The sequence below is a fragment of the Streptomyces sp. LHD-70 genome (assembly GCF_031157275.1).
In the GTDB taxonomy this organism is placed as follows: Bacteria; Actinomycetota; Actinomycetes; order Streptomycetales; family Streptomycetaceae; genus Streptomyces.
This window is the reverse complement of sequence record NZ_JAVIFW010000026.1, coordinates 1-20,522: the sequence shown is the minus strand read 5'-3', so window position 1 is coordinate 20,522 and position 20,522 is coordinate 1. Positions and strand designations below refer to the sequence as shown.

Sequence of the window (20,522 nt, the reverse complement as noted above, 5' to 3'; positions counted from 1 at the left end):
CACCGCCGATCTGGCTAGTGCCACGGCCGTCGGGACCGCCCGGCTGCCGCTGGGCGTGAACTCACAATGGAGGCGTCCCTCCCGCTGTGGGACCACGTTCCGATGCCTTGGCACACGGTGTGCGGAACCCGCAAACGGTGTGCGCCCCTACGCCCTCCCCGCGCAGAGGAGTTGGCGCTACCGTCGTGTCTCAACTGCTCCTCAGGAGGAGCCCATGGACGTGCCATCGACGCCGGACATCGGGGCGATCATCCGCGGTGCCCGCTGTGCCGCACGCCTGACACAAACTCAACTCGGCCAGAAATGCGGCTACTCGGCCTCGGCCATCTCCCGCATCGAGAGCAACCAACTGCGCCTCGAACACCAGCGCCTGCTCCAGCTCGCGGTCCTGCTGAACATCCCACCCAACCGGCTGACCTCGACTCCTGTCCCTGCCACGGCGACGATCGATACGGTGGAGCGCCCAGCGGACGAGGAGGATGCGGTGCGTCGTAGGAACCTGCTCACCGGTGCGGTGGCGGCCGGAGCGACAGCCGTCGTCGGCGCGTCCCCCGCCGGTGCCGCGCCCGCATCCGCCGATCCGGCAGCTGCTCTCGAGGAAGCCCTCTTCCGGCTCCCCTCCGCGCCACCGGCACCACTGACCCGCCTCACCCAGCAGACGGCCACCGCACGGGCCGACTACTGCGCGGCCCGCTACACGGCCCTCGCTCGCGCCCTTCCTGATCTCATCGCCACCGCGACTGCCACGCGGGACTCGCTGTCAGGGCGCGAACGGGAGCAGGCAGGTGTGATCGTCGCCCGCGCCTACGTGCTCGCCACCGAACTCGCGCTCAAGCAGCACAACGAGGCGGCCTGGGTCGCGGCCGACCGTGCCCTCGCCGCTGCCCGAGCCGTCGGCCATCCCGTCCCGATCGGCGAATCCTCCCGCGTCCTGGCGATCACTATGCGCCGCTCCGGCCAATGCCCGGCCGCGGTACGGCTGCTCAGACGCGAGGCGACCGACCTCGACCCCGCCCAGACTCAGACCGGAGCCGTACGCACGACCCTGCTTCTCACCGCCGCCTACACCGCGGCGAACGGCACCGACCGCAACACTGCCCTCGACCTGCTCGACGAGGCTGGCGAGCAAACAGAACGCCACCAGGACGCGGTGCCAGGGCTGTTCACCGTCGACGCCACCCGGGCCCAGGTCGACGCCTACCGGATCAGCGTCCTCAACGCGCTCGGCACCCCCGACGAAGGAGTGCGCATCGCCCAGCGCCTCGACATCGACCACATGTCCACAGCTGAGCGACGGGCGCGCGCGTGGACCGACACCGCACGCATGTGGCACGCACTCGGAGACGGACCGCAGACGCTCATCGCCCTCCGGCACGTGGAACAGGAAGCACCGCAAGAAGTACGACGACCCGCCCTACGCGCCCTCACCACCGACCTTCTCTACGCTCCCGCACGTGTACCCGGAGTCCGGGAATTCGCGATCCGCACCGGTGCCGTACCTGCCTGAGTGCAGGACTCGAACCGCTGGCCGAGCGCTAGTTGCGCGCGCTGGCCGACACATCGAGGGCAACGAGCTTCCAGCGGTCGTCGAGAACTTGCTGGTAGGCATAGCTCTCTTCGTTGGCCGGTGCGCGGGCATCGTGCACAACATTCTGCTTGTCAGCCCTGGGCAGGGTAGCTGCGCCACCAGTCGGGATCGGCCGCAGGGTGGTCCTCTTCTCCACCGCCGTCCGAGCGCCGGCTAGCCGCTGGCGGGTGAAGACGGCTGGTGGCGTAGCGGGTTGCGGTCGCGAGATCGTTCAGCTCCTGCGCCTTGTCAGCGACGTCCTCCGGCGCGAGCAAATCCCCATCCGGCAGCGGATCCGGACTGTCGTCGGAAGCTCCGTGCGTGCCCAGAGGTAGGGAGACGACGAACTCCTTCTCCACGTGCGCGGCGGCCGCGGCGAGCGCCTGATCGACAAGCATGGCGTGCGGCTCCTCGTAGGCCTGGAACCGTCGGTCGGTCGCGTGGCCCGGGCACGTCTGCAGAAGCGTGGCGCAGTCCCACAACAGCTGATGGCTGAGCCGAACGGCTTGGCCGAGCTCGGGTATCGGGGCCCGCGCATACGCGTTGGCGATCTGCTGGTGGCGGATGATGATCTCTTGCAGGGTCGTGATGCCCGGGGACGATTCGACCACGTGCACATGGTGCCGGGCTGCGGCATCGAGGAGCGTTGGAGCGAACATCACGCACAGCGGCAACAGGGCGACAGGAACGGTCATGTCGCCCGGCACTCCGGCCTTCAGAAGCTGCCCCATGACGGCGAAGGCGACGGCATAGGCGGCCAGGAGGCTGAGAACCTGTCGCCCGAGCGCGGGCCCTCGGCTTAGCCAGAGCCGGGACAGCCGGGCAGCGCGGGAAGGCTCGGGCGGCAGTATGCCGATGCTGACCACTCGGGCCGGGGCAGTGGGGGAAGGACCAGGATGCCAGGCCAACCATCCGAAGCTTGCGCGCTCGTGGATCTCTGCGGCACTGCCGGTGGCAGCAACCTGCTTGGCATGACGGCGGACCTTGTACTCCCACTGCTCGGGCCGGTCAGTGAACGGCTGTAGCGGACCGTGCTCACGCGTACGCGCCGGCCAGCCGCTCCAGCAGTCCGTACGGCCGAGCTTGGAGTTCGAAAAGGACGCGCACATATGCCGCTGCTCCCAGGGCCCGGGCGGCCGGGTGCCGCCCTCTCAACCAGCCCAAGGAGCCGATCCCGCAAAAACGTGACACTGCGAGGTACACGTCCTTCAGAACTACCCCTGTTGCCGCCGAACTCAAGTGACCGCCACCGAGGTTGACCAGTGAAGCTCTGGTCACGAGGGTGCCAGTTCAGTACGCGTACCAGGTCGGCGGCCGCCTCTTGCGAGCTTCTGCTTTCAGTCGCCCTTGGGCGGCTGGTCCAGGGCCTCGATGGCGGCCGTGATGAGCGTGCGGGCATCGGCTCCGTACACGGCCATGCTTCGCAGTTGCTCGAATGCCTTCAGGTACAGGGAGATCTCCGTCGGCTGGGTGACGTTCACCTGTGCCGACATCAGGTCCATGGAGACGAGGGTGTCGTCGTACATGTGGAACAGCTCCTGCGGACTCAGGATCCGTTCGGGGGTGTCCTTCGGGATGATGCCGAGCGACACCGCGGGCAGCGCGCCGGCCGTCAGCAGGTAGCCGAGCTGTCCGGCGATCGCCTCTTTGTCGCCCAACTGGTAGCGCAGGACGGCCTCTTCCACGACGAACAGGAACCGGTGACCGGCCTGGCGGACGATCCGGGACCGCTTGACGCGGGCCTGCGCCGCGGCGTCTGCGTCGTTCGGCACCTCGAGCAGGTCGGCGTTCCCGCTAAGCAGCGCCCGCGCGTACTCCTCGGTCTGGAGCAGGCCGGGGACGAGCGTCGGCGAGTAGACGCGGAACAGGCGGGTCGCCCGGAACAGGTCGAGGTAGCTGTCCTGCAGTTGCCGCAGCCCCTGCCGGGTGCGCTGTCGCCACTCCCGGTACAGGGACTCGGCGTTGAGCGACGCGGCGATCAGATCGTCTGCCTGGTCCTGCGCCTGGCTGTGCGTGCACCACAGGCGGATGTCGGTGGGCGACGGCGGCGTCTTCGCGTTCTCGATGCGGGACACCTTGGCGTGGTGCCACCCGCACCGACCGGCCAGTCCGACGACGCCGAGCCCCGCCGTCTTCCGTATGGCACGCAGGCGGCCGGCCACGGCCTCGCGGGCTGCCTGTGCGGACGACGACGGGGAATCGGTCATGTGCTGGCCTATCCGGGTTGATGCTTCAGCGGATCTTGTAATCGGCGTGCGGGGTCGCCCGGTCCCATACGGTCTCGAACGCGTCGACGCACCGCTTCACGAGGTCGGGTTCCGTGCGGAGTTCGAGGCCGGGCTCCGCCCAGTCCCCGGCGCCGGTGAAGTGATTGAACAGCACCCGCTGACCGTCGAAGATCCACAGGTCGCCGCCCGGAACGAGCAGGTCGACGGCCTGCCGTCGAGGCAGCCAGCGCACGTCCTCGCCTGCGGTCACGTTGACGTCCGTCCCGGCGTGCTCGTACCGGATGTAGTCGGTGACTGGTTCGGCGACGATTCTGGCCCGCCGCACCCGCACGCCGCGGGCGGTCGCGCGGGAGATCAGGTCGACCCAGGGCGTCCAGTACGTGGATCCGGGGTCGGCGTCCCGTTCCCCGGTGCGCTGCCAGTGATCGAAGTCGTCGGCCTCGTCGCCGACGCCGTAGGTGTCGCGCATTTCCAGGTGGACGGCAGACTTTGTGCTGGCCTCAAGCAGGTCGTTGAAGTTCAGCGCGCCGTTCGGCGGCATCGCATGCCTCCCTCAGCATGGGGACGAGGTGAACCGGTACGCGGATCACCGTTTCGTGGGCGGGGATTTCTTCCGCGTGCCCAGGTGCGGTGTTCTCGATGCACTCGGCGCGCGTCGCCTCGTCGGCGGTGTAGCTCTGCAGAACGATGTCGGCCGTCTCCGTGTCGACCCACGCCGTGGGAGATCCGGACTGCCCCGTGTTCGGGTCAATGCCGATGAACTGTAAGGCCATGGCTGCCCTCGTTTCGTGAGCGGTGCTCAGGTGTGCACCACCGTCTGCCTGTTGAGGATTCAGGTCAAGACCACAAACGCGCCAGTGGTGCAGGCTGACGCGATTCGTGCACATCGGTGCACGGCAGTGGAGACCGTGCACATTCCGGTCTTAGCGTCGATGCACGCGGCAACGACCCCCGCCCTGGTTCGGGGCGGTCCAGCCCTGCGGAGGCGCCATGCTCAGCGTTCCCACACCCACCCCGGCCGAGCCCGTTACGCTGCCGGCCCTGCTCGACGAGGCGTTCAGCTCCACGCGGATCCGGCCGGAACCTGCCCGACAAGCCGAGCTCGAACGCCAGCTTCGCGCCGAAGCCGATCGCCTCGTCCCGCTCGTACAGGCACAAGCCGACCGCATCAACAGGGGTACACGCGCCTGGTATTCGCGGGACAAAGCCCTCGCCGATGCCCGCGAGGCACTCGCCACCACCAGCACGGGCAGCCTCGCCGCGTGCCGTGCCCTCGCCCAGCTCGCCCGCTCGGTTCGGGCCCTCGACGAGTACGCCGGCGGTGAAGCGTGAGCACAGCGACCGCCCCGCCCAGCCCCAAGGGGCTCACCGAAGCCCAGCTGCGAGGCTCGGCCTGCGTCGCTTGCATGCAGCCCCTCGACAACGGGTCAGCGGTCGACCTGGGCCCCAGGCGGTTGCGCCGCCTCGACTCTGTCACCTGGTGGTTTCCGCGGGCCTGCCCGGCGTGTGGCCCTCAAGGGGGTGTGTCGTGAGCGGCAACCCGGAGCGCTCTGGGGCGCCGCTGCCCTGCTGGGCCAAGCACCCCGACGGCAAGGCGTTCTGCACCGAGATCGAGTGGCACAAGGGATCGCACCTCGACGTGTACGCCAAGGTCGAGTGGCCGAGTAGAGGCCCTCAAGCGTCCCGGCTTTCCCGCCAGTAAGCCCTAGCTCCCAGGGAGTTCGAAGTACAAGAGCCCTCCCTGGGCCCGGGGCCCGCCCGTCGGCGAGCAACACAGGGCGCGCCCACCCTGCGCAGTCCCGGCCGCAACACCACACGGCCGGGACTGCGCGTTCCATCCGACGACGCTGACATCCGCGGTCGAGAATGTCAGGGACCGACTGGTAGCTGCGGCGAGTCCACCGTGCTCCTCTTCTCCCCAGCAGATTCCGGCGATCGAGCAGTTCGGGAGCCGGTTGTGGGCATCATCGGCTCACAGGGGTGATTCCCCATGCGGATCCGCCAGTTGAAGGGGAGGCCCGGGTGACACGGCTCGTCCTGTGGGACATCGACCACACACTGATCGCGACCCGCGGCGTGGGTCGCGAACTGTCCGCCGCCGCCTTCGAAGCCACCCTCGGCGTGCCGATGCAGCGTCAGGCGAAGATCGACGGCATCACCGAACCCGTCAACTTCCGCGAGACCGCGAAACTCCACGGCCTCACCACTACCCGCACCGACTTCGAACGCTTCGCCCACGCGCTCACCGAGCAACACCACGCCCATGCCGCCGAGCTCAGCGAACGAGGCCATGCCCTCCCCGGCGCTGCGGCCGCACTCGACCGCTTCCACCGTGACGGAGTGATCCAGAGCGTGGTCACCGGCAACGTCCGGGCTGTCGCTCGGATCAAGCTGGAAGTGTTCGGCCTGGACCAGCACATCGACTGGACCATCGGCGCTTACGGCGACGACCACGACGAGCGAGCAGAACTCGTGCGCCTCGCCCTCCAACGCGCAGCAGCAGCCGCGACCGAAACGGTCCTGATCGGGGACACCCCGGCCGACATCGCCGCCGCGCACGCCGCGGGTACCCGGATCGTGGCCGTCGCCTCGGGCCGCTTCACCCCAGACGACTTCCGCAACGCCGGCACGGACACGGTGCTTCCCGACCTTCAGGACACCGCCCTTCTGGCCAAGTACGTACGTACAGAGACGGGTTGACGAACCCGCGCGTCAGCCCGGATCGGCAGCGACTCGGAACAGCCAGCGGGTAGGAGGTGCCCTCATGGACGACGCGACACGGCAAGCAGTCCAAGCGGCCTACCGACTGCTCCGTCTCATCGAGGCTTCCGCCACCGACCCCATCGCCAGACACGGCCTCGACGCCCTCGCGTTCCACGCGATCGCTGCGCTCGAGACATCCACCGAACCCTCGCCCGACCAGCTTCCGCCCGCTGCAACCGCACTACGTGGAGCCCTTGTTGAGCTCGGCGAGGCCTGCCACACGGCGAACCTCTCCATCTCCCAGGCCTTGGAACTGCTCCAACAGGAACACCCCGACTTGACGCTGGCTGCTGGCGGCAGCGGAGTTCGCTGCAGAGCAGCGGGCGAAAACCGTGAACTCTGCGAAGGTCCGGAGGAAGCTGTCCTCCTTAAACCACTGACCGGCCCACCCGTTACCGGATGCGTCCTTCACGGCGCCCGATTCCTCGCCAGCCACCACGGCTGCACCATCAAACCCGGCCCGGGCCACCGGCCCGAACACCACCCAGTTCTCGACACCATCCGCCGATCACTGCGGCTCCGAGATCGCCTCTGAGGCGACCATGCGCCCTACAGGACGCGTCGTATGTCCCATGCATGGCGGGCCCATTCGCTGCCTTCGGCTACGGACACGGTCTCGACCGAGCGGCGCGGGTTGGGGGCGTGCACCATTTTGCCGCCGCCGATGTAGAGGCCGACGTGTCCCCAGTTGCCGTCGTTGTTGATGACGATGAGGTCGCCGGGCTGCATCTCGCTGCGGGGCACCGGGGTGCCGATGTTGCGCTGGGTCTGGGAGGTGCGGGGGAGGGTGATGCCGGCGCCTTGGTAGTAGGCGTAGACCATGAGGCCGGAGCAGTCGTACCCGCCCTTGGTGGGGCCCTGGGTGTTGCCTCCGCCCCATACGTACCGTTCGCCGAGTTGGTCGAGCGCGGCCTGGATGACCTTCCCGGCCCGTCCCGTGGCTGAAGTGGTTGTGTTCTGGGCGGGGTTGGTGCCGAGTTGGTCGTAGGCGCGGATGCGGGCGAGGACCTTGTCGGCGTACCAGCCTGCGCCGTTGTAGCGCAGGATCGCCTGCCGCAGCTGCTTCTCGTCGCCGAGGTTCGTCTTGCCGCTGCCGCACAGGTAGGCGGCGGTGCCGAGGGCGGCGTCGTACGCGTTGTGCGGGTTCTTGGCGCCGTCGCCGTTGCCGTCCGCGCCCGAGGGCCCGGCCCAGGTGCCGGGCAGGAACTGCATGGGCCCGACGGCCCGCTCGTAGGCGGTGTCGCCGTCGAGGCGTCCGTCGTCGGTGTCTTTGATGGCGGTGGTGTTGCCGCCGGCGCCGCTGCCGTCGAGGCGCAGCCCGATGATGCGCGGCGTGATGTCCCCGTTGGCGGCGATGTTCCGGCCGCTGGCGTGGTTCGACTCGACGGCTCCGATGCCGGCGACCAGGCTCCAGCGCATGCCGGTGCACTGCGGCCGCAGGGTGCGGATCTGGGTGGCGGCGCGCGTGTAGGCAGACAGCATCACGGAGTTGATGCCCTTGACCTGTGACGGCGCCGAGCCCGGGCCAGAAGCTGGGGCGTCGTTCTCGTGCTCGGCGGCGCCGCCGGCAACCGCGGCGACGAACAGGATCAGGATCCCGAGCACCCCGGCCAGCGCGGCGAAACAACCTGTAGCAACACCGGCCGCGCCCTTGCCACTCACGGCCGACCTCCAGGCAGACGCCGGGCCGGCCGCCCGCCGCCGGTCGGCTGCGGGGCGTTGCGGATGCGGTGCAGGCGCCGATGAAGGCCTGCCTGTGCGGCCGTGGCCGGGGGCTGCTGCTGGTGCGGGGGCACCGGGCGGCGCCGCACCACGACCCGCGCCGGCGCGGGGGCAGGGGCGGTCGGGCGAGGACGAGGCGAAGAACTGGCCGGAGGGCGAACTACGGCCCGGGCCACCGGAGTAGTCGGCGGCGCGGTCCGGGGGCGGGGCACGTAGGGTCCGCTGCGGCCGCGGCCGGTCACGAAGCGGCCGAGCGAGCGCACGTTGTGCACGTACTCGCCGGTGAAGTCCTGCACGGCGGGGGCGTATTGCTGGTGGATGGTCTGCAGCCGCTGCCCGAGTCCGGCGGCGCCGCTCGCCGTCCGCCCGGGCATGGCGGTGAGTGCGGCGCTGGTGCGGCGGGCCGCGCGCGGCCCGTACACCGGCAGTCCGAGCGTGGACCGGAGGCCGAGCTTGCCGAGCGCGACACTGCCCTTGGCCGCGCCGGTGACAGCTGAGCCGGTGGCCCGAGCGCCGCTGCTGATGAGGCGGCCACCGCCGCGTACGAGGCGCCGTGCCAGGTAGGTGGAGCCGCGCCCGGAGCCGAGCCCGCCCGCGCCGAGCGAGGCGGCCCCAGCGGTGCCGCCGCTGGCGGCCAAGGCGCCGAGCATGAGCCCGCCGATGAGCAGCCGGCGGCCCATCGAGCCCCTCCGCCCGCTGCCGGACGATCCCAAGTCGGTGGGGGAGGAGGCGCCGCCGAAGACGCTGGAGCCGAGCCGGCCGCGGGCCCGGGCGGCGAGATGCTGGGTGGAACGGGCCAGCCGCTTGCGGAAGATGAACGCGCAGATGCACAGGATGTCGATGACGATGAACCGGACCGTCACGCCGCCCGGCAGGTCCTTCTCGGGGGCGTTGAGGATCGCTGTGAGCACCACAATGAGCACGGCCAGGCTCACCACGGCCAGCACCATCAGCCCGAGGTAGCGCAACACGGCCAGTCCCCGGGCCCACAGCCAGGCCCGGCCCGGGCCGGGCAGCACGCCGACGACGAGTGCGACCTTGGCGAGCATCGCCTCCTTGGCCAGGCACACCTGCGCATAAAGAAAAGCCCCGTCGAGGACGACGATGAACACACAGGCCAGCAGGGCGGCGAAGAACATGAACGCGGCACCGCCGACCTTGTCCATGGACGCCTTCTTCAGGGAGCCGGCCTCGCCTTTGACGCACTCCTTCTCGAACTTCGCCATCGGCCCGAGGTCGGCGGCCTGCTCCTGGACCATCTCCATAGTCAGGTCCTGGATGGGCTCGTTGAGGCCACCGCTGATGACCACACCGAGAACGGGAATGTCGCGCAGGCTCTTGCCCTTGGCGATCGCGTTGTCAATGGACTGGTCGAACACCGCCTGCTGGATCCGGGAGTCGCGGAACTTCTTCGCACACGCCCCGTCGAAGGTCTGCCCGTACGACAGGAGCATCGAGGGGCGCACCACGAACGCGTCGACCAGCTCGTCGGTGATCGGCCGGGCCAGGGCGGCGGCGCTGCCGCGCACCTGCTCACCGGCGCTCGACCCGGCGGGCACGGTGTCGTCGACGTCGCCGTTGACGGTGGTCTTGGGCGTGGTGATGGCGTCCTCGTTGTCCAGGACGAGCGCGGCGACCTCGACGGCGAAGGCCCGCACACTGCCGACCGCGCCGTGCTCCTCGCTCAGCAGCATCTGCGGGGGCGCCGCGAGCGCGCCGAGCGCGAGCGCGGAGATGACCATCGCGGCCAGAGCCTCGCCCCACCCGCGGGCCCGGTTCCCGAACAGCAGATGCCAGGAGGCCACCATCGTGGCGAAGGTGAGGAACAGCCCCGGCAGGCCCATCTGCACCATCACGGACCCATACAGGCTGTCGGAGACGGCGAGCGCCGGCTTGAGCAGCAGCCCGGCGAGCTTGAACGAGAGACTCCAGGCGAGCAGGAAGGACGCGAAGGACACGCACCATTTGGTGCCGAGGAAGAAGCCGTCGACGAGGAACGCGGCGACCTTGAGGTCCCAGTCCTTCCAGCTGCCGGTGTCGTCGAAGATCCGGTAGGAGGAGACAGGGTTGCCGTCGCGGTCGGTCACCTCGAAAGCCGACAACACCCCACCGTTGCGGCGGTCTTTCTTGTAGGTTTCGATGCGCCGGTCCCAGTCGGACAGCAGCTTCTTCTTCTTGGCCTTGTCGATCGCCTTCTGCGCCGGGCCGGGCTCCTGGGTGGGCCCGGGGGCCGGGGTGGGCTCAAGCGGGTTGGGCTCGGAGGGCAACCGGTCGGGGATCGTCTGGCTCGGCTCGGGGCGCGGTGTCGGTTCGGGCGCCGCGGCGGCAACGCCGGCGGCCAGCAGCGACAGCACCCCGGCGAGCAGCAGCAGCCCGATCCCGGCCCGCAAAGAGCGCCTCGGCCCGCCTATGAGGCCGCGCCCGAGCGCCCAGCGGTGCCAACCGGCTGCCCGTTGCGGAGTGTTGGGGGTCATGCGGCGGCCGCCATCGGCTGCGAGTGCATGTGCTCGGCCACGAGCTCGTCGAAGGGGATGAGGACCTGCATGGCGCCGATCCGCCCCGACAGATCTCGGTGCAGGCATTCACCAGCCCGTTCCGCCGCCGGCTCGGTGTCGTCGTCGTCCGGGAGAGGGGAGAGCTCGGTGGTGACGACGGTGAGCAGGTCCTCGTCCTTCGGGTCCAGGCCGAGGAAGGCCAGGCCACGGCGGGCAAGGTGCAGGTCGGTGTGGCGGAAGAGGTACCGGCGCGGGATCAGCCCGAGGATGACCTTGCCGATCTCGTTGTCCTCGGGGCCGATGTCGCGCGGATCGTGGGAGCCCACGAACGCAAAAGCGCGGTGCTTGCGGCCGTCGCGGATGACCTCCAGGAGCAGTTCGCAGCCCTCGGGGGAGGAGGTCAGCCACCAGCACTCGTCCCACACGACCGCGCACGACTCCGCGTCGCTCTCGAAGGCCACCTTCCGGCACAGCGCCGCGATCAAGTACATGACCGAGCGGCCGAAGACCTTCTCCCACTCCATCTGGTCGAGCCGGCCGCCCTGGAGCTCCCGCCGCGTGGGCAGGGCGAGTTGAGACACCGCGAACACGACCGAGTCGGCGGCCGAAGTCTGAACGATCGGCAGGCTCTCGTCGAAAAGAGTCTTGGCTAGGTCCTTGCGCGCGGCCGCCTTGAGCCGGCGGGCCACGAGCTTGGCCGCCGCATCCTCCGCACCGCGGGTGGCCAGCTCCTCGGCCAAGACCCGCAGCGACGGACGGTCTTCGCTAAGCACGGTGGCGATCGCTTCGGACAGGGCCAGGCCCTCGTCCGACATCGGCGTGATCCCGAGCAGCAGCGTCAGGAAGCTCTCGGTGTACCGCTGCGCCTGATCCGTCGAGCCGAAGATCCGCAGCGGATCCAGCGACACCGAGGCGGTGTTGTCGATATTGATGACCTGCGTCTGTCCCGGGCAGGCCTGCGCGAAGCGCACCCACTCCTGCTTGTGCGTTCGGTCCACGATCACCGCCCGCCCGCGGCTGCCCCGCTGCCCACGGCGCCGCCCGGCCGCCAGGGTCTGGAACACGGCGGTCTTCATGGCGGTGGTCTTGCCGGAGCCGAGCTCACCGATGAACGCCGCCGAGGCGGACCGGTGCCTGCTCGTTGCCTGCGCGAAGTCGGTGTACACCGGGCGGATCCCTCCGCCGGCCAGCTGCAGCCCGAACAGCGGACCGGCCTCGTCGCCCAACGCCCCGGTGGAGAACGGCCCGGACATCGCGAAGTCCTTCGCCAGCAGGAACTGCGCGTACTGCACCATCACCCGCGGCGTCCGCGCGCCAGGCAGCATCCCGTACCAGAGGTTCTCCTGCTCGCCGCGTGGCCGCGCGAAGGTGTACTCGTTGCCGCTGAAGTAGGCGATCAGTTCCTTCACGCGCCGCTCGGCCTCGGCCGGGGTGTTCCCCCACACGCAGAACGCGCCCATGGCCTGCACCTCAACCTCGGTCTTCGAGGCCGTCAGCCGCTCGCGGTACTCGTCCAGCCCTTCGGCAGCCTTGTCCACCGATGCCGGCACCCCCGCGCTCTCAGCGCCGTACTCGCTGTACTGGTTCGCCAACTCCCGCGCCTGGCGACGCGACTTGGCCTCCGCCTCCGCCCCGCCGGCCACCGACAGCCGGACCACCCAGTCCACGGGGAACGCGAACTGGTCCAGGTGCGCGAGGAACTCCGAGCCGGGGAACCGGAAGCTCTCCGGCATCTCCGCCAGCGCGCACAGCGCCTGATACGACTCGCCCCACTCGGTGGACACCTGCAGCCACCGCCGCCCGAACACGCCACCCGGCCCCGACGTTCCGCGTTCACGGGGCTCGTCCTGCTGGGGCAGGGCGCCCTCGGCGAGCACGACCTGGCCGAGTGCGGCCGCATTACGACCCCGCCCCCGAACCGTGTCCGTGCCCTGCTCGGGCAGCAGCGGCTCGACGACCCCGCGCCGCGCGCTGTGCCCGTAGATCCACAGAATCTCGGCCTCGCTGGCCGGGCGCAGGTTCAGCGCTGACGGCCAGCTCGAGGCCATCTCCGCCGCCCGCGTCAGGCAGTCGAGCTCCTCACGCGCGCTCACCCGCGCGGGCATCAGGCCCAGCTGTAGGGCGAGTTCGGCCTGCGCCGCCCGCGCCGCGGCCTTCAGGGCCTGGCGGCGCGACTGCGGCAGCGGCACCGCCACCCAGTCGGTGCGCCCGGTCAGCTCCAGCGTCTCCAGCTGGTCCAGCACCCGGTGCGCGAGCTCCGTATAGCGCGGCGAGGAGTCGAGGTCGACACCCAACGTCATCTTCTCCACCACGGACGCGGGGTTGATCTGCGGGCACAGCGACAACAACATCGCCTCGCCCTGTAGCTGCTTGACCAGCGACTCGATGACGCCGAGGCGCTGCACCTTCGCCCGGCGCGACACCCTCGCCTGACCGTCCCCGGCCACCCGCCAGATCGCCCACGCGGTGCCGTGCACCGTCCACACCACGTTCCCGCGCACATGGCGCACCGGAAGACGCATCGCTCAAATCCCTTCAAACTGACGGAAGTTCTAGCCGCGCTCGGCGGCGAGGGCAGCGCCCACCCAGGACCGCGCCCGCGGCCCGGCAGCGGCCGAGGTACCGGCCGGTGAACCCGAGCGCGGGCCCTCGTTCGCGTCCTCGGCGGCGGCTGCGGCCGGCCGTAGGAGAGCAACAGGGGCGGCGCCGGGCTCAGATGCGGGGGTGTGCCAGGTCACCGTGCACACGCCCTGAGCCAGGTGGGACCGCAGGGCCTTCATGGGGCGCCCGCCGATCCGGCCATCGGACGGCGCGGCCAGAAGACCGACCAAACTCCCGGCCGCCGCGAGCGGACCGCGCCCGTCGACGTGGACGTGCCGCACCACCAGCCCCAGCCCGTACGCCACACCCGGCGCGATCAGTACGTTGAGCAGCCCGAAGTGCGCCCACACGTCCCGCAGGAGGATCAGCAGCGTGAACGACACGGCGATGACGATGGCCTGGGGCACCGTGTACGGGCCGCCCAACAGCTGACCGCCGCCCGGCAGCTTCCCGATCACCAGCGGATGACGGCGCGCCTTCGTGTAACAGCGGCCCACCAGCACATCCGCCTCGGCCTGCTCCGCCGGCGCCGCCGCGCTCACCGCCGCACTTCGCTCTCGTCACCCGAAGCCGGGCCGGGCACTTGGTCGAGGACGAGGACCTGGCCGTGCGCGGGCCGAGCCGCCTTGGGGGCGAGGTCTTCACCGACCTTGTCCCTGAATACCGTCGCGTTGGCCACCCCGTACCAGCACGCCACCCCCGCGACGAATGCGGTCGCGGCCGCCACCCAGGACTTGGTCTGCCACCGCGTGGTAATCGTCGCGGCGGTCACCAGAAGCCCCATCACCCCGTGCACCATGAGCGCGTTGAGGTCTTTCGTGATCTGGGTGGCGTCGTCGATGGTTCCTGCCATCACGAGCAGTTCATTCACTGGTTCGTTCCTTTCGTGCCTTCGCCCGACGCACGGTTCAGGGCTGGTGCGGCATCGAGCGCCGCCACTTCCCACCGCCCGTCGCGGCCTTGAAGCGTGAGTGCGTAGGTCAGCGGCCGCGAACGGCCGAGAGAATCGGTTGCGTCGACGTCGACGAGCAGCTCTCGCCGCGCCCCGTCCTTCGCCGCTACGCCGGTCTGGAAGTCACCGCCGGCCTCGGCGAGTTGCCGCACCGCGACCTCCTCGTACGGAGGCGGCGACACCGCCTGCATCCGCGTACGGGGGGAGAGGTAGCGGTCCAGACCCCCGGCACCGGTCAGGTAAGCAGTCAGGAACTCCCGCACCGCGGACACCGCCGCGTCCCCACGCGCTCCCGGTACCGCAGGCCCGTAGGCGAGCTCGGACTCGTCGGGTGCACCGCCGCCGGGGGAGGAGACCTCCGCCGGGAGCGCCACGGCTGCGAAGCCGCCGCCAGCGACCGAAGCGACCGGTACCTGGAAGTACCGCAAGGCCTCCACCGCATCGGCCTGTTCGCCAGCCGCATCAGCCTTCGCATCCTTGCCCTTGGCTCCGGACTCGGTGACGCGGGCGGCGACGGTCACCGACCAGTAGCCGCCGCGGACCTCCTTGACTCGGACTGCGGCGAGCCGCTCGGCCCGCTGCAGGTTGGGATCGGCGTCCAGGGACACGTCCCGCGCTCCCGGGAAGAACGGCTGAAGCTGGGCCTCCTCGCCGCGTCCCGCAGCCACGTATGCGGAGACGTACATCTCGGCGAACCCGGCCGGACCCGCCGTATCCCGCGCGGGCGCCGCCGAGGTGGCACGGGCCTGCGGCACGCCGACCGAAGGCGACGGCTTCAGGAGCGCCACAGCACCGAAGATGGGCCCGGCCAGCAGCAGCCCCCACGCCAAGCCGCGCATCAGCTTGGTGATCAGCGCCGTCCCACTGGTCTGCCGCATCACCCAGCCGCCGGCCTCCACAACCTCATCGGGCACTTGATCCTCAGAGGCCTTACGGGAACGTCGGCTCATGACCGTGCCTCCCGCATCCGCCCGGCCTCCTGCCGGCGGACCCCGCCCGGCAGCTCCCGCCACCGGGCGAACGCCGCCGCAGCCGACTCCGCCTCGTCCTCCAGATACGTGCGCAACGCCTGAGTGGTCTGCGGCGCGAACGGCGCGATCTCCAGCTGCACCGCCAGCTCCCGCAACCTGCGCCGCGCCCGCATGAGCAGCACCGCATCCGCCTCCACGGCCGCCGCATCCGTCGTTTGCTGAGTCACCTGGCCGCTCCCTCCCCGAGAGGTGCGCAGCGGACTGTCCGCCGCACACCCCGCCCAAGGAGCCGAACCGCCGAAAACGTGACCGCAGATCTCACGGAAATTTCGAAGCAACGCGATCACGCCGCCACCGCCCAGTCGCTGGCGACCGCACGCAGCTCCCGAACCGCCCTTGAGCGGCGCTGACGCCACGCCATCGCCGAGACTCCGGCCTGCTGCGACTCCTCACGCCCTCCTTGGCGGATGTCTTGCGCGATCGCCCGTGCCCGGTCCTCGGTCACTGCACCCGTCGCGAGCCCCTGCAGCAGCAGCTCGACCAACTCGCCCCGCGCGCCCTCGAGGTCCTCCGCCGCGACGTCGACCAGTCGGCACTCGGCGGCCTTCGCGGCCAGCAGCCGCGGCCACACCGACTCCTCCGGCCCCGCCGACATCGAGGCTGACGGCGATGCCGACGTCGACGTCGAGACGACCTCGGGCAGCCCCAGACCGTCCGGCTCCGCCTCTGCCTCCAGCTCGCGGCTCGCCAGGTGCAGCGTCTCCATCTGCACATTCGCTGCGACCTTCCGGACGCGCGACGCCGGATAGGTGCGCACCACCTGGTACAGGCACGCGACGACCGTCTGCCCGACCTCATCGAAGTCCCGCCCCGAACGCAGCAGCCGCCGCGTCATCACGACCGCCATCGGCAGCATCGACTGCACCACCACCCGCGCAGCCAGCTGCGCTTGCGCCCCCTGCCCGGCGGCGACCCGCAGCAGCGCCATCAGCCACCGGTCACTGAACTGCTTCCCCTGGGCGCGGGTCTGCCGGCGCATCAGCTCCAGCACTTCGTCCAGCGATGCCGGCACCTGACCGGCCTGCAGCGCCCCCGCCGCAAACAGCCACTCACACACCCACGCGGTGTGCTCCGGCTCTGCACACACCAACGCCCACTCGGCATCCAGCGAGTCAAAAATGCGCTCGGTCCCCGTGATCACGACACGCTCCTCTCAGCGACGTGTCGTGAACTCTCCTCAGCACCCCCCACCCAACTGCTCACCCAGAACCACGAATGCGCAGGTCACAAGGTTGCCCAACTCCTAACCCACGCCCACCACCCCCACTGGGTGAGCGCAGGCAGGTCTCACCCGACCTCACCCAGCGCGGCTTACGATCACTGCCGTGCCGATACTCGTGACCGCCCTCGCCGCCCTCTACGGAGCCGCCGCAGGCCTGCTCCTCCCACGCGCGGTCCACCAGCTCGCCACCACACCCGGCACCCCGCCCCGCACGACCTGCCCCCACGGCCACCCCCTGCGCGGACCGCTCGGACTCGCCCGCTGCACGACCTGCCACGCCGACGGCGACCGCGCACCATACGGGCCCAACACCCCGCTCCTCATGGCTGTCACGAGCTTGCTCGGCGCCGTACTCGCCCACGCCATCGGACCGCAGCCCGAGCTCGCCGTCTGGCTCCTCATCACCCCACCCGCGATCGCCCTGGCCGCCATCGACCTCGCCGTTCACCGCCTCCCTGACGCCGTCACGCTGCCCCTCGCCGTCACCACCGCGGCCCTCCTGGGCATCACCGCGCTGCTCCCTACCGCCCAGGGCTCCTGGACCCGCGCGCTCCTCGGCGCCGTCGCCTTCGCCGGCGGCTACTTCGCTCTGTTCCTGATCAGCCCGAACGGCATCGGCTTCGGCGACGTCAAACTCGCCCTCACCATCGGCCTCGTGCTCGGCTGGCACGGGTGGGACGCCGTCCTCGCCGGCGCCTTCGCCGGCCAACTCCTCGCTGTACTCCACGGCCTGGTCCTCGCCGCCGCCCACAAGACCGGACGCAAGACGCAGATCCCGTTCGGCCCCGGCATGCTCGGCGGCGCGTACACGACCGTGCTCCTCGCTGGCATCAGCTAGGGCCGCGAAGGGCTTAGTCGCGCCCCGTCGCAGTGGCGGGTTGCTTTACTGGCTGCCTAACGGACTGCTTTACGGGCTGCCTAACAGGCTGCTTTACGGGCTGCTCAATGGGAGCCATTGCCTGACCGAGCCCGCGGAGTCTGCGCAGGTCAGGGCGCCCAGGGTTAGGGCCCTTCCCCGCCGACACCTCTCCTCCCTGTAAGGGAGGAGAGTCTCCCTTCTCTACCCGGGAGCCCAGCAGACCTCGGCTTCGATGCTCACGGTGCCCGCCCGCTATGACCGAGCGTCTGGTCAACCGACAGCAGCCCTCGTACTGCGCGCGCCGGGCACCTCGCCGGAACGAATGCGGGGGCCTCTGGGATCCGCACACTCCAGCCGTACTTCGCGCAGTAGCCACCTGGTCGTGCCCGGCGCCGGGGCCGGGGCGCAGCAGGACGCAGGGACAGCCTCGAGGGCTCGTTCACAGCCGGGTGTGCCCGCGGCCGGGGAGGGGCGGCGTCGGGTCGGGCGGCGTGCCGGGGTCCGCTCCGCGGCCCCCGGCGCGAGCGCTCCGCGCTCTTACGCCCTGCGGTGTCCGGCAGGCGGGGCCAGGCGCTCCGCGCCCTTGTGAGGCGCTCCGCGCCTCGTACCCCGCGGCGCTCCGCGCTGCCGGACACCTTGCTCCTGACGCACCGCGCCAGGAGGCCCGACACGACCCCGCCCCTCCCCGGCCGCGGGCACCCGCGTGGGCCGCTAAATCCCGTTTGGCCTGCAGAAACTCCGTCCGAGCATCTTCCCAAAGGTTACTAAATGCTGTACAGTTTTCTTGTTGGTCGGTAGTGGCAGCCGACCACAAATCCCAGAACACACCCAAGGAGACCCCTATGACCCAGGTCATCCCTGAGCAGAACGCGAACCCCAACACCGCACAGCTCAACGCCCAGTTCACGACCAACCACACCGAACTGACGGCTGCGCTCAAGGCCATGGAGATGGCCGTTCCCGCACGCCCGCCCCACCCCCTCCTTGGCTGCGTACTGCTCCGCAGCCACGAACAGGGCGCCACGCTCAGCGGGTTCGACTACGAAGTCGCTGTCACCGTCGAGCTCCCGGCCCAGAGCACCGCCCCCGGCGCTTCGCTGCTCCACTACAGCGAGCTCGCCAAGTCCCTGAAGGCAGTGGCAACGGGGGAGACCAAGGCGACCGCAGCACGCATGCCGGTCACCCTGACCGGAGACATGCTCTCCACCCCGGAACTCGCACTCCCCATGGCTTCCGAAGACGTAACCGAATACCCCACTCCGTTCCCGCCGGTCCCCGCCACGATGAACGTCGACGCCGCCGCGCTCCTCGCGCAGCTGACCCGCGTCCTCCCCGCGGCCGGCACCGATGACACCCTGCCCACGCTCACGGGCGTCCAGTTCACCATCACACAGCACCTGGAGCTCGCCTCCACGGACCGCTACCGCTTCGCCGTCGCCCAACTCCCCGTCACACACCACGGATCCCACCCGGACAACCCCGTTACCGCCAACATCCATGGCGGCACGCTGAAGGCGCTCTGCAGCCATCTGAAGACCACCTCCGGCCCCGTGCGTATCGGCGTCGCCAACGACGCACACGACCACCGCGTCACGTTCATCCTCGACACCATCACGATCACCACCCGGACCCTGGAAGGCGAACTCCCCAAGTACGCCAAGCTCTTCCCCGACACATACGCCGCGACGCTCGGCGTCGACCGCGCAGCACTGCTCAGGGCCGTGCGCAAGGTGAAGGCCCTCATGGGCGCCAAGAACCAGCGCAACAGCCCCGCCGTGCTCCGCCTCGACGACACCGGAGACGCGACTCTCTGCCCGAGCCTTTACGAGGGCCATGACCAAGACCGGGTCAAGGGCATGCAGGTCACCATCAAGCCGGCCGCCGGAAGCACTGAACCCGGCACGGTCGCGCTCAACCCCGACTTCCTCACCGACGGCCTGAACACGCTCACCACGGACACCGTGTACCTACACCTCCCCCACATGACCGACGGACGCGTCGTAAAGCCCCTGCTGCTCACGGAGGGCCCCGACGCGACCGACACCGACTACCGCTACCTGCTGATGCCCGTACGGCTTTAGGACCCCCCACCGCGGCCGCGGAGGAACCCCTCCGCGGCCGCCACCCGAGACAGACCAGAGGCTAGAAACAGCGGGAGCAGACATGGACCCCCAAGAGACAGCCCAAGCCAAACGAAACGAAGCCGAACGCCTGCAGCAGCGCGCAGACCAACTCGCCACCCGAGCAAAGCAGTTGAGCGACCACGCATCCGGCGCGTACGGACGGTTCGCCGGCGGACAGCCACTGCTCGTCGGCCACCACTCGTACCGATCCGCGCTCCGAGACCGCGACCGGGCCGACAACGCCACACGCCGCGCCATCGAAGCCCGCAAGGAGGCCGAGCACGCACAGTCAGCAGCGAACCGAGCGCGCATCGACGCAGACCTCGCCGAAATTAAAGCATCACGCACACGCCCGTGGAATCGGACCGACTTTATGCCCGGAGACATCGTCGAAGTGCGCACGCATCTGCGGAACAAGGACGTCTACCGCGTCAAGCGCGTGAATGCAAAAACGCTCACCCTTGAAGGCCCCGGCGGAGGAATGGACGACCCGAAAAGCGAATACGACCGAGTGCTCTCACGCACCCGCGATGGTGTAACGACCACCAGCCCCACCAACTAGAGGCTGCTCGAGGGGCTATGGCACCTTGTCAGGGCTGTAGTGCCGTGGCATAGTGGGGGTTACAAAATTCGATAGTGGGCTGTGGGGTTGAGGGGCTTTCAATTCAACCCGGTGGGACCGTCTGTGACGGCCTATCAGTAAAATGCGGGAAGACGAAAAGTAAGCGATCCTCAACCCCACAGCCAGCCCCAGTAATTCGCGGAGCGAATTACTGCAGGCCGAATTGCGGAGCAATTCGAGCCCCGGACAACGGAGTTGGCCGGTAATTCCGACGAAGTCGGAATTCAGCCGCGCGGAGCGCGGCAATCCTCCCGCCGCGTAGCGGCGGCGCGGCGACCTGCTCCAGGTCGATGAGGTCGACGACGTAGAACTCGGCGTCGTCGTCCGCGTCGCGCTG

At 69.7% G+C, this 20,522-nt stretch carries 21 protein-coding genes; 8 read left to right on the top strand and 13 right to left on the bottom strand.

Annotated features, from left to right (window positions below; translation table 11 throughout):
* Window positions 1–214 precede the first annotated feature (214 nt).
* Window positions 215–1,507: a helix-turn-helix transcriptional regulator gene (locus RCO28_RS34290; protein WP_308945265.1), complete on the top strand. Its 1,293-nt coding sequence runs from the start codon at window positions 215–217 to the stop codon at window positions 1,505–1,507.
* Between the two features lie 152 nt (window positions 1,508–1,659).
* Here the strand turns inward: RCO28_RS34290 and RCO28_RS34285 are convergent, their stop codons facing one another.
* From RCO28_RS34285 to RCO28_RS34270, 4 genes are all read right to left on the bottom strand, one after another.
* Window positions 1,660–2,433, bottom strand: a complete 774-nt coding sequence (locus RCO28_RS34285) for a hypothetical protein (protein ID WP_308945264.1) — start codon at window positions 2,431–2,433, stop codon at window positions 1,660–1,662.
* Between the two features lie 471 nt (window positions 2,434–2,904).
* Window positions 2,905–3,774 carry a helix-turn-helix transcriptional regulator gene (locus RCO28_RS34280; protein ID WP_308945263.1) on the bottom strand — a complete coding sequence of 290 codons (870 nt, stop codon included), beginning with the start codon at window positions 3,772–3,774 and terminating at the stop codon, window positions 2,905–2,907.
* 25 nt (window positions 3,775–3,799) lie between these two features.
* A complete protein-coding gene (locus tag RCO28_RS34275) occupies window positions 3,800–4,336 on the bottom strand; it encodes a DUF6879 family protein (protein ID WP_308945262.1) in 537 nt (178 codons plus the stop codon).
* A complete protein-coding gene (locus RCO28_RS34270; protein ID WP_308945261.1) occupies window positions 4,296–4,568 on the bottom strand; it encodes a hypothetical protein in 273 nt (90 codons plus the stop codon). Before RCO28_RS34270 ends, RCO28_RS34275 begins: the two co-directional genes overlap by 41 nt.
* 217 nt (window positions 4,569–4,785) lie before the next feature.
* Between RCO28_RS34270 and RCO28_RS34265 the strand changes: the two genes are divergently transcribed.
* The 4 genes from RCO28_RS34265 (at window position 4,786) to RCO28_RS34250 (ending at window position 7,093) form a co-directional block, all read left to right on the top strand.
* A complete protein-coding gene (locus RCO28_RS34265) occupies window positions 4,786–5,127 on the top strand; it encodes a DUF6415 family natural product biosynthesis protein (RefSeq protein WP_308945260.1) in 342 nt (113 codons plus the stop codon).
* Between the two features lie 196 nt (window positions 5,128–5,323).
* The gene (locus RCO28_RS34260; protein ID WP_308945259.1) at window positions 5,324–5,497 is read left to right on the top strand and encodes a hypothetical protein; all 174 of its coding nucleotides are present in this window, start codon (window positions 5,324–5,326) and stop codon (window positions 5,495–5,497) included.
* Window positions 5,498–5,817: 320 nt separating this feature from the next.
* On the top strand, window positions 5,818–6,495 hold the full coding sequence (locus RCO28_RS34255) for an HAD hydrolase-like protein (RefSeq protein ID WP_308945258.1): 678 nt from the start codon (window positions 5,818–5,820) through the stop codon (window positions 6,493–6,495).
* A 64-nt stretch (window positions 6,496–6,559) separates the two neighbouring features.
* Window positions 6,560–7,093 (top strand): hypothetical protein, encoded by a 534-nt coding sequence (locus tag RCO28_RS34250; protein ID WP_308945257.1) that lies wholly within the window; start codon window positions 6,560–6,562, stop codon window positions 7,091–7,093.
* A gap of 14 nt (window positions 7,094–7,107) precedes the next feature.
* On the opposite strand, the gene RCO28_RS34245 is transcribed toward RCO28_RS34250, so the two are convergent.
* From RCO28_RS34245 to RCO28_RS34210, 8 genes are all read right to left on the bottom strand, one after another.
* The gene (locus tag RCO28_RS34245; RefSeq protein WP_308945256.1) at window positions 7,108–8,220 is read right to left on the bottom strand and encodes an NlpC/P60 family protein; all 1,113 of its coding nucleotides are present in this window, start codon (window positions 8,218–8,220) and stop codon (window positions 7,108–7,110) included.
* Window positions 8,217–10,754: a hypothetical protein gene (locus RCO28_RS34240; protein ID WP_308945255.1), complete on the bottom strand. Its 2,538-nt coding sequence runs from the start codon at window positions 10,752–10,754 to the stop codon at window positions 8,217–8,219. The genes RCO28_RS34245 and RCO28_RS34240 overlap by 4 nt, the downstream gene beginning before the upstream one ends.
* Window positions 10,751–13,297 carry an ATP-binding protein gene (locus tag RCO28_RS34235; RefSeq protein WP_308945254.1) on the bottom strand — a complete coding sequence of 849 codons (2,547 nt, stop codon included), beginning with the start codon at window positions 13,295–13,297 and terminating at the stop codon, window positions 10,751–10,753. The genes RCO28_RS34240 and RCO28_RS34235 overlap by 4 nt, the downstream gene beginning before the upstream one ends.
* 30 nt (window positions 13,298–13,327) lie before the next feature.
* On the bottom strand, window positions 13,328–13,918 hold the full coding sequence (locus tag RCO28_RS34230) for a hypothetical protein (protein ID WP_308945253.1): 591 nt from the start codon (window positions 13,916–13,918) through the stop codon (window positions 13,328–13,330).
* Complete coding sequence (locus RCO28_RS34225; RefSeq protein WP_308945252.1) at window positions 13,915–14,247, bottom strand: hypothetical protein; 333 nt, start codon at window positions 14,245–14,247, stop codon at window positions 13,915–13,917. Before RCO28_RS34225 ends, RCO28_RS34230 begins: the two co-directional genes overlap by 4 nt.
* Window positions 14,244–15,242, bottom strand: a complete 999-nt coding sequence (locus tag RCO28_RS34220) for a conjugal transfer protein (protein ID WP_308945251.1) — start codon at window positions 15,240–15,242, stop codon at window positions 14,244–14,246. The genes RCO28_RS34225 and RCO28_RS34220 overlap by 4 nt, the downstream gene beginning before the upstream one ends.
* 32 nt (window positions 15,243–15,274) lie before the next feature.
* Window positions 15,275–15,526, bottom strand: a complete 252-nt coding sequence (locus RCO28_RS34215) for a hypothetical protein (protein WP_308945250.1) — start codon at window positions 15,524–15,526, stop codon at window positions 15,275–15,277.
* A 116-nt stretch (window positions 15,527–15,642) separates the two neighbouring features.
* Complete coding sequence (locus tag RCO28_RS34210) at window positions 15,643–16,500, bottom strand: hypothetical protein (protein ID WP_308945249.1); 858 nt, start codon at window positions 16,498–16,500, stop codon at window positions 15,643–15,645.
* Between the two features lie 403 nt (window positions 16,501–16,903).
* Between RCO28_RS34210 and RCO28_RS34205 the strand changes: the two genes are divergently transcribed.
* The 3 genes from RCO28_RS34205 to RCO28_RS34195 all read left to right on the top strand — a co-directional run bounded on the left by RCO28_RS34205 (window position 16,904) and on the right by RCO28_RS34195 (window position 20,125).
* Window positions 16,904–17,419 carry an A24 family peptidase gene (locus RCO28_RS34205; RefSeq protein ID WP_308945248.1) on the top strand — a complete coding sequence of 172 codons (516 nt, stop codon included), beginning with the start codon at window positions 16,904–16,906 and terminating at the stop codon, window positions 17,417–17,419.
* Window positions 17,420–18,282: 863 nt separating this feature from the next.
* Window positions 18,283–19,521, top strand: coding sequence for a DNA polymerase III subunit beta (locus RCO28_RS34200; RefSeq protein WP_308945247.1), 1,239 nt, complete (start codon window positions 18,283–18,285; stop codon window positions 19,519–19,521).
* 82 nt (window positions 19,522–19,603) lie between these two features.
* Window positions 19,604–20,125, top strand: a complete 522-nt coding sequence (locus RCO28_RS34195) for a DUF3560 domain-containing protein (protein WP_308945246.1) — start codon at window positions 19,604–19,606, stop codon at window positions 20,123–20,125.
* A gap of 208 nt (window positions 20,126–20,333) precedes the next feature.
* Here the strand turns inward: RCO28_RS34195 and RCO28_RS34190 are convergent.
* On the bottom strand, window positions 20,334–20,522 hold a 189-nt coding region (locus RCO28_RS34190; protein ID WP_308945245.1), incomplete at its 5' end, for a hypothetical protein.